The sequence below is a fragment of the Pararhizobium sp. PWRC1-1 genome, from assembly GCF_049897905.1.
Classification (GTDB): domain Bacteria; phylum Pseudomonadota; class Alphaproteobacteria; order Rhizobiales; family Rhizobiaceae; genus Pararhizobium.
In genome coordinates this window covers 198,645-211,001 of the sequence record NZ_JAFCXE010000012.1, presented here as the reverse complement: position 1 = coordinate 211,001, position 12,357 = coordinate 198,645, and the positions used below count along the sequence as shown (strand labels likewise).

11 protein-coding genes are annotated in these 12,357 nt (G+C 61.2%); 8 read left to right on the top strand and 3 right to left on the bottom strand.

The window, feature by feature from the left end; all coding sequences use genetic code 11:
- The 3 genes from ACP7E0_RS19610 to ACP7E0_RS19600 form a co-directional block, all read left to right on the top strand.
- The coding region (locus ACP7E0_RS19610) for an electron transfer flavoprotein subunit alpha/FixB family protein (RefSeq protein WP_426127022.1) at nt 1-699 on the top strand (699 nt) is incomplete at its 5' end.
- Nucleotides 700-929: 230 nt separating this feature from the next.
- Complete coding sequence (locus tag ACP7E0_RS19605; protein WP_426127020.1) at nt 930-1,802, top strand: 3-hydroxybutyryl-CoA dehydrogenase; 873 nt, start codon at nt 930-932, stop codon at nt 1,800-1,802.
- Nucleotides 1,803-1,892: 90 nt separating this feature from the next.
- The gene (locus ACP7E0_RS19600) at nt 1,893-3,488 is read left to right on the top strand and encodes an EAL domain-containing protein (RefSeq protein ID WP_426127018.1); all 1,596 of its coding nucleotides are present in this window, start codon (nt 1,893-1,895) and stop codon (nt 3,486-3,488) included.
- Nucleotides 3,489-3,515: 27 nt separating this feature from the next.
- On the opposite strand, the gene ACP7E0_RS19595 is transcribed toward ACP7E0_RS19600, so the two are convergent.
- Both ACP7E0_RS19595 and ACP7E0_RS19590 read right to left on the bottom strand, forming a co-directional pair.
- A complete protein-coding gene (locus ACP7E0_RS19595; protein ID WP_426127016.1) occupies nt 3,516-4,100 on the bottom strand; it encodes a glutathione S-transferase N-terminal domain-containing protein in 585 nt (194 codons plus the stop codon).
- A 31-nt stretch (nt 4,101-4,131) separates the two neighbouring features.
- Nucleotides 4,132-4,602, bottom strand: a complete 471-nt coding sequence (locus ACP7E0_RS19590; protein ID WP_426127015.1) for an SRPBCC domain-containing protein — start codon at nt 4,600-4,602, stop codon at nt 4,132-4,134.
- Nucleotides 4,603-4,781: 179 nt separating this feature from the next.
- Between ACP7E0_RS19590 and ACP7E0_RS19585 the strand changes: the two genes are divergently transcribed.
- Nucleotides 4,782-5,750 (top strand): GlxA family transcriptional regulator, encoded by a 969-nt coding sequence (locus ACP7E0_RS19585; RefSeq protein WP_426127013.1) that lies wholly within the window; start codon nt 4,782-4,784, stop codon nt 5,748-5,750.
- 8 nt (nt 5,751-5,758) lie between these two features.
- On the opposite strand, the gene tlpA is transcribed toward ACP7E0_RS19585, so the two are convergent.
- A complete protein-coding gene (gene tlpA / locus ACP7E0_RS19580; RefSeq protein ID WP_426127011.1) occupies nt 5,759-6,439 on the bottom strand; it encodes a thiol:disulfide interchange protein TlpA in 681 nt (226 codons plus the stop codon).
- A 30-nt stretch (nt 6,440-6,469) separates the two neighbouring features.
- Here tlpA and argH point away from each other — a divergent pair, with 30 nt between their 5' ends.
- The 4 genes from argH to ACP7E0_RS19560 all read left to right on the top strand — a co-directional run bounded on the left by argH (nt 6,470) and on the right by ACP7E0_RS19560 (nt 12,221).
- On the top strand, nt 6,470-7,873 hold the full coding sequence (argH, locus tag ACP7E0_RS19575; RefSeq protein WP_426127009.1) for an argininosuccinate lyase: 1,404 nt from the start codon (nt 6,470-6,472) through the stop codon (nt 7,871-7,873).
- Between the two features lie 94 nt (nt 7,874-7,967).
- A complete protein-coding gene (gene lptM / locus ACP7E0_RS19570; protein ID WP_426127008.1) occupies nt 7,968-8,162 on the top strand; it encodes an LPS translocon maturation chaperone LptM in 195 nt (64 codons plus the stop codon).
- 12 nt (nt 8,163-8,174) lie between these two features.
- Nucleotides 8,175-9,443: a diaminopimelate decarboxylase gene (gene lysA / locus ACP7E0_RS19565; protein ID WP_426127006.1), complete on the top strand. Its 1,269-nt coding sequence runs from the start codon at nt 8,175-8,177 to the stop codon at nt 9,441-9,443.
- A 144-nt stretch (nt 9,444-9,587) separates the two neighbouring features.
- On the top strand, nt 9,588-12,221 hold the full coding sequence (locus ACP7E0_RS19560) for a TIGR02302 family protein (protein ID WP_426127005.1): 2,634 nt from the start codon (nt 9,588-9,590) through the stop codon (nt 12,219-12,221).
- Nucleotides 12,222-12,357 lie beyond the last annotated feature (136 nt).

The following is a 12,357-nucleotide window of genomic DNA, read 5'->3' as shown; positions in this document are numbered from 1 at the left end:
GTATCGCTCGCCGGGTCCTATGACACCATCATCTCGGCCGCCACCTCGACCGGCAAGAACGTCCTGCCGCGCGTCGCAGCCCTGCTCGACATTGCCCAGATCTCCGAAATCACCGAAGTGGTTTCGGCCGACACGTTCAAGCGGCCGATCTATGCCGGCAATGCCATCCAGACGGTACAGTCGGGCGAGGCCAAGAAGGTCATCACCGTGCGCACGGCGTCCTTTGCCTCGGCTGCCGACGGCGGCTCGGCTTCGGTCGAAACCATCTCGGCTGCCGCAAACCCCGGTCTCTCGACCTTCGTCAAGGACGCACTGTCCTCGTCGGATCGTCCGGAACTGACGTCGGCCAAGATCATCATCTCGGGCGGCCGCGCACTCGGGTCTGCGGAAAAGTTCCAGGAAGTCATCCTGCCGGTGGCCGACAAGCTCGGTGCTGCCGTCGGCGCAAGCCGTGCTGCGGTCGATGCGGGCTATGCCCCGAACGACTGGCAGGTCGGCCAGACCGGCAAGGTGGTTGCGCCGCAGCTCTATATCGCCGTCGGCATTTCCGGTGCCATCCAGCATCTGGCCGGCATGAAGGACTCGAAGGTCATCGTCGCCATCAACAAGGACGAGGAAGCCCCGATCTTCCAGGTCGCCGACTACGGCCTCGTCGGTGATCTCTTCACGATCCTGCCGGAGCTTGAAAAAGCACTCTGATCTTTTTGACAAGGCTACTGATGGCCGCGCACCCCTGCGCGGCCGTTTTTCGTTTTAGAAGCAACGTCTTTCCTTAACCCACAATCACTTCCACCATGAATAAAGGCTGGAAAAGTGGGCGCGATGCCTTTATCACTGACATGCGAATACCTCGCCTCACCGGGCGTTTTGCTTTTTGCACGAACGGAAGCGCGATCGGCCTTTCGTATGGATGATGGAAAATCGGTTCGATGATCAAGAATGTCGGAATTGTTGGCGCTGGACAAATGGGCTGCGGCATCGCCCAGGTATCGGCTTCGGCCGGCTACAAGGTGCATATCTACGACATTTCGGCCGACCGCGTTGAAGCCGGCCTTGCAACCATCAACGGCAACATGGCACGTCAGGTTTCCTCCGGCAAATTGACCGACGAGGAGCGCAAGAAGGCGCTGTCGCTGATCAAGGGCTCCGCCGACATCAATGATCTGTCGCCGATGGACCTGGTGATCGAGGCAGCCACCGAAGACGAAAGCGTCAAGCGCAAGATCTACGGCCAGATCTGTCCAGTTCTGAAGGCCGACGCCATTCTCGCCACCAATACATCCTCTTTGTCGATCACGCGGCTCGCATCCGCGACCGACCGGCCGGAACGCTTCATGGGCATCCATTTCATGAACCCGGTGCCGGTGATGAAGCTGGTCGAACTGGTGCGCGGTATCGCCACCGAAGAAGGCACCTTCGCCACTGCCAAACAATTCGTCGCCTCACTCGACAAGACGATCACCGTTGCCGAAGACTTCCCGGCCTTCATCGTCAACCGTATCCTGCTGCCGATGATCAACGAGGCCATCTATACGCTCTATGAAGGTGTCGGCAGCGTCGATGCCATCGACACGGCGATGAAGCTGGGCGCCAACCATCCGATGGGACCGTTGCAGCTCGCCGATTTCATCGGGCTCGACACCTGCCTGTCAATCATGCAGGTGCTGCATGACGGGCTGGCGGATTCCAAATACCGCCCCTGCCCGCTGCTGGTCAAATATGTCGAGGCCGGCTGGCTCGGCCGCAAATCCGGCCGCGGTTTCTATGACTACCGTGGCGAAGTGCCCGTTCCGACACGCTAAAGCGCTTCACCTGCTAAATCAGCGGTAGAACCATTCAACCGATTTTAACCTGTTTCGTTCACGGTCCGAGCCTTAGCAAAAGGCCGGGCCATGACAGTTCAGCGCAGACTACGCTTCGCAGCTTTCATGCTGTGTTTTACCGGCCTGTTCGTCGGCGTCCTCTATTACGTTCACTCAGCCTTCATCACCTCCTGGAACGAGAAACAGTTGCGGCAGCTCGCCATTGATACGGTGGCACGCACCGAGCTGGCGATCGATTCCGCCACCATGAAAATGAGCGACGTCATCGTCAATCGCAGCACCTCCCGTGCAACCGTCGATCCGATGGCGATGAGCAAGGCGTTGTACGGCTCCAGCATCATGAAGAACATCCGGCTGGAAACGAAGGACGGCACCTGCTGGAGCTATGACGAAAAAAACGAAGCGCTTGAGCAGTCGATCGCAAGTGCAAAGCGCAACCGCACCAAAAGCCCAGGCTATTCGCTGTTCTCGCTTGGCTTTCCCGGCTGGACGGGGCTGGGCGTGCGCTGGCAATACGGGCAGGACGAAAACCTAACCGAGATTCTCGCAACCGGTGGCCTGCTCTTCGCCATCCTGCCGGAACAACTGCGCGACAGCGCGCTGATGCGATTGACCCTTGCGGACGGCTCGTCCTTCGCCAGCTATCGTCCAGAGCGAAAATGGTCCACCGAGGGTGCCAATCTCGTCAGTTTCGACGAGATGTCCGCCAAATATCCCATCACGTTCAGCATGAGGGTCGATGCGGCCGCTCTTGCTCAATGGAACCAGACGGTGTCACCGGAGCTGGCCGCGATTGCGGTGGCCCTTGGCCTTGGCTTCGGCTTTCTGGCGGCACGCGGCGTGATGCGCAACACGTCCATTCTCGGTGAACTCGACCGGGCCTTGGCGAGTGGCCAGATCCAGCCGTATTTCCAACCGATTTTCGATCTTGAGGACCGAAAACTTCTCGGCTTTGAAATGCTGGCCCGGTGGATCAAACCGGACGGCACGATGATCCCGCCGCTGGCCTTCATTCCGCTGGCCGAAAGCAGCGGCCGGATCGAACGATTGACCATGGAACTGCTGCGGCAGGCGGGAGATCAGCTTGGCGGGCTTCTCCAGGTGCAAACCCAGCTCAAGCTGACCTTCAACGTGACGCCAGACCAGTATCTGACGGAAAATTTTGTTGAGAGCCTGGTTTACAACACCACCCGCTTCAACCTTCCCCACCGCGCCCTAGTCGTCGAAGTCACTGAACGGCAGGCCATTGCCGACAAGGCACGTGCAGCCATCGTCACCAGTAAGCTCAACGATGCCGGCATGCGCGTCGCCATCGACGATGCGGGAACCGGCCATAACGGCCTGTCCGCCATCCATGCGCTCGGTGCCAATTACCTGAAGATCGACAAGTTGTTCGTCGATGGCGTCACGCTTGATCGCAAATCGTCGGAACTGGTGGAAATGCTGGCCGGACTGGCAACGAAGTTCGGCATGATCGTCGTTGCCGAGGGGATCGAGACGGAGGAGCAGATCACCGCGCTGCTGCAGCTGGGGATCCGAGAGGGACAAGGGTTCGTCTATTCCCGCCCGGTTCCCGCCGCCACGATTCTTGCCATGGCAACGAATGGCATCGCCACAGCCGCACCGAAAAACAAGAGCCGTGTCACTTTCCTCATGAGTGCCTGACCCCGCTCCGGCGGGGAGGAACCAAGGCTAGATCAGCCCCTCTTCCCACAGCGCGCGCTGAACCGTACGCCGTGCCTCGACATCGGCGATATAGGCAAGCAACCTTTCGGGAACCGGCATCTCGATCATCCGCGCCCAGCGCAGGGTGACATAGAGCAGAGCATCGGCGACGCTGAACCGGGGTCCGAGCACATACCGCTCCGTCATCTGTCCGGCAATCAGAACGAAACGCTCCTCGACCATGCCGCGTAGCATCGCAACCGCTTCGTCGCCCGGCAGGAAGAACGAGAAGACGAAAGGTTTCTGTACCTCGGTCGACAGGAATGCCAGCGTCTCGAGCAGACGATGCCGCTCCGTTCCCCTTGCCCCTTCATGGCCTGCAGTGTGCTGATCGATCCAGTCGAGGATCGCCACGGTTTCCGTCAGCGGCACGCCGGCTTCGATTTCCAGAAGCGGCACGTAACCCTTCGGATTGACGGCGAGATAGTCCCCCGTGCGGTCGATCGTGTGCGTCATGATATCGACCTTGAACAGTTCCGGTTCAAACCCGGCTTCGAGAAGGGCGATGTGGCCTGCCAGCGCGCTGGTGCCCGGAGAATAGTAGTATTTCATCTTAAAGTCCTTCCTTGCGAATGAGCTAGTTTCAGGCGGCCCGGCCTGCGCGGCCGAGATAGGCTGTCAAGCCATCGAGCATCGCGGCCCAGCCCTCCTTGTGGCCTTCCGGGCTGTCGCCCTCCAAATAGAAGCCCGTCTCGGTCAGCCTGAAATCCGTCCCGCTGGCCGTCTCAACGAGCTCAAGCAAGACCATGCCTGCAAAAAGCAGGCCGTTTTCGTGCGAAACCGTGCTTGAGTAGACGATGAACTGATCGGCGCGAATGGCGTGATAGTGGACCGTGTTGACATACGGCTCCGCACCGACCGGGCCGAATGTCAGGACATCGGTATGGCCGACGCGAAAGTTGAAAGCCCGATAGGCCATGTCCCACCCATCCCCCGGCGCGCTCCAGTCAAGAAGCGCCTCGCGGTTTGACCAGGCGGCAAAGACCTCCGATGGGGTAGCGGTCAGGCTGCGTTCAAGAATGATGGTAGCGTGATCAATGTTTGGCATAATCATGGGCTTATTCCCTTGGGGCTTGTTGAAGACAAGGGAACCCTAGCCGCTCGCCGCCGGGCGCTTGAGTGGCAGGATGGACAAAACCGGGGCATACGTGCCAAATTGCCAAGATGTTTCCAAAACAGTTCACACCTCCTCCACTGCGCGTCAGCATTCTGGTCTTGCCGGAAACAGCGCCTATGGCGGTCTATGGCCTCTATGAGGTGCTTGGTTCAGTTGGAAAAATCTGGCCGCAGCTGACCGGTGAAACGGAGAAGGTTCGCGACATTGTCCCGCGCATCGTTTCGAAGTCCGACGAACCGTTCACGTCCGTCATCGGTGTTCCGATTACGCCGCAAGCAGCCATTGCGGACGACAATGACGCCGATGTCGTGATCGTCTGCGATATCGAACTGCCGCTTCGGGGCAGTCCGGAAGGAAGGTGGACGGAGGAAATCGCCTGGGTGCAGGCAGCCCTTGCGAGAGGTGCGCTGGTCTGTTCGACCTGCAGTGGCTCGGTTCTGCTTGCCGAGGCAGGCCTGCTCGATGGATGCGACGCGGCTTCGCACTGGAGTGCGGCCGAACTGTTTCGCGACCGCTATACGGCCGTTCGGTTCCGGCCCGACCGCATTCTCTGTGACAGCGGCCATGAGGGCCGGCTGCTGACCGCCGGCGGCGCATCGTCCTGGCAGGACCTGTCGCTCTATCTGATCGGACGCTATTGCGGATCGGCGGAGGCGATGCGCGCTGCAAAGATCTTTCTGATCGGGGATCGCAGCGGCGGACAATTGCCCTTTGCCGCGATGACCCGCCCGCGCCAGCACGACGATGCCGTCATCGCTGAAAGCCAGAGCTGGATCGCCGATCACTACCCGAAACCGAACCCGGTGACGAAAATGGTGGAGCAATCCGGCTTAGCCGAACGAACCTTCAAGCGGCGCTTCACCAAGGCGACCGGCTATACCCCGGTCGATTATGTGCAGGCGATCCGCATCGAAGAAGCCAAGCAGATGCTGGAAACCACCCGCGACAGCATTGACGGCATCGCCGCCGAGGTCGGGTACGAAGACCCGACCTTCTTTCGCCGCCTGTTCAAGCGCATCACCAGTCTTAGCCCGGCGCAATACCGGCAGCGTTTCCAGCCGGCCGGATTGCGCACCGGCGCTTGAGCGAAAACCTAGACCCCGCCGGTTGCGGCCTTTACCAGCGCCTTGGCATCGTCGCTGTCCCACGCGGCAGGCCCGTTCATCGACGAGATCAGGCAGCCCTTGTCATCCATCAGCAGCGTCACCGGCAGACCGAACGCAAGGCCTTCCTTTTTCAAAGCGTTGAAGACGCCCATCGACGCATCGCGGTAATAGCCAAGCTCGTGCACACCGGTCTCGTTGAGGAATGCCGTCGGCTTCTCATCATCGCCGATATCGATGTTCACAGCCACGACTTCGAACGTGTCGCTGCCCGCGGCTTTCTGCAAAGCGTTGAGGGCCGGCATCTCTTCCCGGCAGGGCACGCACCATGTCGCCCAGAGATTGAGGAGGACGGTCTTGCCGCCGAAATCGGCGAGCGTCAGCTCCTTTCCGTCCTTGCCCTTGAAATTCAAGCCCGACAGCTGCCGGGGCTCGCTGACCGGGGCCATGGCGGCGACCTGACCTTTGAGGTACGGCGTGATGGCTGCGACCTTGTCTTTTGCCGCTTCGCAGGTCTTTGCACCGGCGGTTTCCACCGCCACACCATTGCCAGACCCGCTTTCCCTGACGTATACCGCTGCCGCACCGGCGATCAGCCCTCCGAGGGCAGCGATCATCACCAGTCTGGCAGGCGGAAAGCGTTTTTGTCTGTCGTTTACTTCATTTTCCAAAACGGGTCATTCTCCAGGGCGGGCATCTTCATGGCTGACGGCACTTCTGAAACCAAAAGCTCCAACCAGATGTGGGGCGGTCGCTTTGCTCAAGGACCGGCGGCGATCATGGAGGAGATAAATGCCTCGATCGGCTTCGACAAGAAGCTTTTCGCCCAGGACATCCGCGGCTCAATGGCGCATGCGACCATGCTGGCCCATCAAGGCATCATTTCGGCAGAGGATAAAGACAAGATCGTTCACGGTCTCGACACGATCCTGTCAGAGATGGAAAGCGGCCAGTTCGAATTCTCCCGCCAGCTCGAAGACATCCACATGAACGTGGAAGCGCGGCTTGCGGCACTGATCGGCCCGGCGGCCGGACGCCTGCACACCGCCCGCTCGCGTAACGACCAGGTGGCGCTCGATTTCCGCCTGTGGGTGAAGGAAGAGCTGCAGAAATGCGAGGGCATGCTGACAGGCCTGATTGCTGCCTTCCTCGACCGCGCCGAAGAGCATGCCGAAACCGTAATGCCCGGCTTTACTCATCTACAGACGGCCCAGCCCGTCACCTTCGGCCATCACTGCATGGCCTATGTCGAAATGTTCGGCCGCGATAGGCAGCGTGTGCGCCACGCCATCGAACACATGGACGAAAGCCCGATCGGGGCCGCCGCCCTTGCCGGCACCGGATTTCCGATCGACCGCCACATGACCGCCAAGGCGCTCGGTTTCCGCGAGCCGACCCGCAATTCGATCGATACTGTGTCCGACCGTGACTTCGCGCTGGAATTTCTGTCGATCGCCTCGATCTGCGCCGTGCACCTGTCGCGGCTGGCCGAAGAGATCGTCATCTGGTCGACGCCGCAATTCGGCTTCGTGCGCCTGTCCGATGCCTTTTCCACCGGCTCCTCGATCATGCCGCAGAAGAAGAACCCGGACGCCGCCGAACTGGTGCGCGCCAAGACAGGCCGTATCAACGGCTCGCTAATCGCGTTGCTCACCGTCATGAAGGGCCTGCCGCTCGCCTACTCCAAGGACATGCAGGAAGACAAGGAACAGGTGTTCGATTCGGCCGAGAGCCTGGAGCTGGCGATTGCCGCGATGACCGGCATGGTTCGCGACATGACGATCCGGGTGGACCGGATGAAGGCTGCTGCCGGCTCCGGTTACTCCACCGCGACCGACCTTGCCGACTGGCTGGTGCGCGAAGCGGGCCTGCCTTTCCGCGACGCCCATCATGTCACCGGCCGCGCCGTGGCGCTGGCCGAGCAGAAGTCCTGCGAACTGGCCGAGCTTTCTCTTGAAGACCTGCAGGCGATCCACCCGGACATCACCGACAAGGTGTTCGGCGTGCTGACCGTCGAGGCCTCGGTTGCCAGCCGCACATCCTTCGGCGGCACAGCTCCGAGCGAAGTGCGCAGGCAGATCGCCTGGTGGCGCACCCGCAATTGAGCATAAGATTCAGGGTGCACAATGCCCTGAAAAGCCGATATGAGTTTTGACGAATTTGCGCAGAAGGGCTGATTGCCCGGACCGGGAACCATCGATGCTGTCACGAAACACCACCATTTTGCTTTCAGCCCTTGCCATAACCGGCCTGACGCTGTCCGGCTGCGGCCGCAAGGGCGATCTCGATCGCCCGGGTTCCTCCGCGCCGGTCAACACCAAAGCGGCACCCGGCAGCGTCGAAAAACAAGATGAAGCGCAGGGCAAGCCCTTCCTCCTCGACCCCCTCCTGTAACAGGGCACACTCGTGAACCATTTCGAATATCGTGACGGCATTCTGTTTGCGGAAGACGTCTCCGTCATCGACATCGCCAAGGCGGTGGGCACACCGTTCTATTGCTACTCCACCGCAACGCTGGAACGACACTATTCGGTCTTCTCCAAGGCCTTCGCCGATATCGACGCGATGGTCTGCTATGCGATGAAGGCGAATTCCAACCAGGCGGTGCTGAAGACGCTCGGACGTCTGGGCGCCGGTGTCGACGTAGTGTCGGGCGGCGAACTGCGCAGAGCCTTGGCAGCGGGTATTCCGTCAAACCGCATCATGTTTTCCGGCGTCGGCAAGACGGCCGCCGAAATGGACCTGGCGCTCGACGCCGGCATCTACTGCTTCAACGTCGAATCCGAGCCGGAACTGGAAGTGCTCAATGCCCGCGCCGTGCGCGAAGGCAAGAAGGCGCATGTCTCCTTCCGCATCAACCCGGATGTCGATGCCAAGACCCATGCGAAGATTTCGACGGGCAAGAAGGAAAACAAGTTCGGCATCGCCTATGAACGCGCCCGCGCCGTTTATGCCCATGCCGCGACCCTGCCCGGTATTCAGGTCACCGGCATCGATATGCATATCGGCAGCCAGATCACCGAGCTGCAGCCCTTCGCCGATGCCTTCAAGCTGCTGCGCGAACTGGTCGACACGCTGCGCGCCGATGGCCACAGGATCGCTCATGTCGATGTCGGCGGCGGCCTTGGCGTTCCCTACAAGACGGACAATAACCCGCCACCACTGCCCGATGCCTATGCCACGATCGTCAAGGACCAGCTGCGCGAACTCGGCTGCAAGATCATCATGGAGCCAGGCCGGCTGATCGTCGGCAATGCCGGGATCATGGTCACGGAAGTCATCTATGTGAAGGACGGCGGCTCGAAAACCTTCGTCATCGTCGATGGCGCCATGAACGACCTGATCCGCCCGACGCTCTATGAGGCCTATCACGAGATCCAGCCGGTACGCATATCGGCCGCCAACGCGCCGCGCATCAAGGCCGATATCGTCGGCCCGGTCTGCGAGACCGGCGACTACTTGGCACTCGACCGGGAAATGGCCATGCCGAAGCCCGGAGACCTGATCTCGGTCGGTACCGCGGGCGCCTATGGGGCGGTGCAGGCTGGCACCTATAACAGCCGTTTGCTGGTGCCAGAAGTGCTGGTCAAGGGCGATCGTTTCCATGTGATTCGTCCGCGCACGACCTATGAAGACCTGATCGGTCTCGATTCGGTGCCTGACTGGCTCGATTGACGAGAGATCGGCGGCGGCCCACCTGCCGCTGTTGACAGAGCCGCGTCACGCAGTGAAATCGATCACGATTGCGTTGCCGCCCTCGTCTTCGCCACAAAGAGTGTTATCCTTCAAAGGCACGTTTCAAACGTTGAAAGGGAACGGATGACGGAAATCCGGCGGGACAGCTCGACGGCGGCGGCAGGTTTTATACGAAGCCTTGCAGTCAAGCGGACGCTTGCGCGCCTCGTTCTCGTCATCGAGCAGGCAGCACCCCGCGCCTTGCCGCTCATGGCCACCGTGCTGCTGTTTCTCTCCGTGACCTGGTTTGGGTTTTTCCGCGCGGTCCCCGGCTGGGTGCATGTGGCCACCCTTGTTGCCTTCGCAGCCGCTTTCATCATCCTTCTGATCCCGCTGCTTCGCATCCGCATTCCTAGCAATACCGAAGCCGACCGGATGCTGGAGGAGCGCAACGCCCTGCCGCATCAGGCCATCCGCGTCCAGGACGATCAACCCGCCACCAGCGGCGCTTTCGGCCTGGCTCTGTGGCAGGAACATCAGACGCGCATGGCGCGGATGATCGGCGCACTGGAAGCAGGATTGCCGAAACCGGACATTGCCCGCACCGACAGCTACGGCCTGCGCGCCGTTCCGGTCCTGCTTGCCTGCGTCGCCTTTGCCTATTCCTATTCCAACAAGGCCGGCCTGATTTCAGATGCCTTCCACCCGCCGCAGCAGATCGCCGCCACCCCGGATATCCGCATCGACGCCTGGGTGACGCCGCCGGCCTATACCGGCCGGGCACCGGTTTTCCTCACCGGCCGGCAAGGCACGGAGCAGGCAACCGACAGTACCGAGCCGCTGCGCATCCCGCAGTTCAGCGAACTGACCGTGCGCATTACCAGCGGCGGCCAGGAAGCGCCGGTTACCTATCTGGAAAACGGCGCGGCCCAGCCGCTGGTCATCGCGGCCCAAACCCCAAAGCCCGGCAAGGACGGGAAGGCCGTCGCCGAAGCAGCGCCCGCTGATCCGGCAAAACCCGGCAGCAACACCCATATGATGAAAATCACCAAGGACGGTTCGCTCTCCGTCGGTGGCGAACAATGGGCCTTCACGGTGATCCCGGACAGCGTTCCGGATATCGCCTTCGACGGCATTCCACACACGACCGTCAACGCTGCGCTTGAAATCGGTTTTGCAGCCAAGGACGACTACGGCATTCAGGATGCCTGGGCCGAGATCGTCCCTCTGGACAAGCAGGCAGCCGACGCGCGGCCGCTGTACCCACTGCCGGAATATCGTCTCGACCTGCCCAAACGCAATGCGCGCGAGGCAAAGGGCCTGACCAGCCGCAACCTCAGTGAGCATCCACTGTCGGGAAAACGCGTCCGTGTCACGCTGGTTGCCAGGGATGCCGCCGGTCAGGAAGGCCGCAGCGTGCCGCAGGACATGATCCTGCCTGCCCGCCCCTTCTTCGAGCCGCTCGCAGACGCCGTTGCCGAAGAGCGCCAGGTGTTTGCGCTCAACGCGAACGACCTGCCGCGCGCCATCGATCTCAACGACGCCCTGTCCGTCCGCCCGGACGAAACCATCCCGAACCTGACGCATTTCCTGTTGCTGCAGTCGGCCCGTACCCGCATGGCGCTGGCGCGCAATGACGACATGCTGCGCGATGCGGCAGGCTATCTCTGGGATATCGCGCTCGGCATCGAAGGTGGCGACATGGCGCTGGCCGACAAGCGGCTGCGCGATGCCCAGCAGAAGCTGTCAGAGGCGCTGGAAAAGGGCGCATCGGACGAGGAAATCACCAAGCTGATGCAGGAACTGCGCGATGCTATGAAGGACTACATGGAGGCGCTGGCCAAGCAGGCGGCAAAGAACCCGCAGGTGGCGGCCAATCCGAACCAGAACAATTTGCTGCGTCAGCAGGATCTGGAAAAGATGATGAACCAGATCGAGAACCTCGCCAAATCCGGCGCCAAGGATCAGGCGCGCCAGATGCTGTCCGAGATGCAGCGCATGATGAACAACCTCCAGGCCGGCCGGCCGCAGCAACAGCAGCAGGGCCAGGAGAACAGCGAGATGCGCAAGCAGATGGACAAGTTCGGCCAGCTGATGCAGGAGCAGCAGCGGCTGATGGACGAGACTTTCAAATACGATCAGGCCATGCGCGACCGCATGCAGCGCGGCGATCCGCTGGATGGCGAGGACCAGGAACTGTTCGGGCAGGACATGCCACCGCAGCCCGGCCAGCAGCAGGACAGCAATACTCAGCAGCCCGGTCCGCTCGATAACATGACGGCGGAGGAGCTGAAGCAGGCGCTGAAGGACATGCAGGCGCAGCAGGACCAACTCGGCAAGCAGCTCGGCGAGTTGCAGAAGGGCCTTGAAGGCATGGGCATCAAGCCCGGCAAGGGTTTTGGCGAGGCCGGCCGCGAGATGAAGGGCGCTTCAGGCGCTCTTGGCAAGGGACAAGGCGAACAGGCCGTCGGCAACCAGGGCCGGGCGCTGCAGGCGCTGCGTGACGGCGCGTCGGATATGATGCAGCAGATGCAAAGCCAGGGTCAGGGCCCAGGGCAAGGTCAAGGCGTGCCGCAATACGGCCAGAACGGCCGCGACCCGCTCGGCCGCCGCCAGCAGAATGCCGGGCAGGATTTTGGCGGCCAGGTGAAGGTGCCAGACGAGATCGACACCCAGCGCGCCCGCGAAATTCTCGACGAAATCCGCCGCCGTCTCGGCATGAATTCATCACCGGAGACGGAGCGGCAATATCTGGAGCGGTTGCTGGATATAAGGTGAGGCCGATGTCGGAGGCGCATTCACTTAAAAACAACGCTCACAGGCTGTTCATTGCCCCTCACCCTAACCTTCTCCCCGCAACCAGGGAGAGGGGACGACAGGCCGGATGAGGGGCTATTCCAAAATGAAAAGGGCT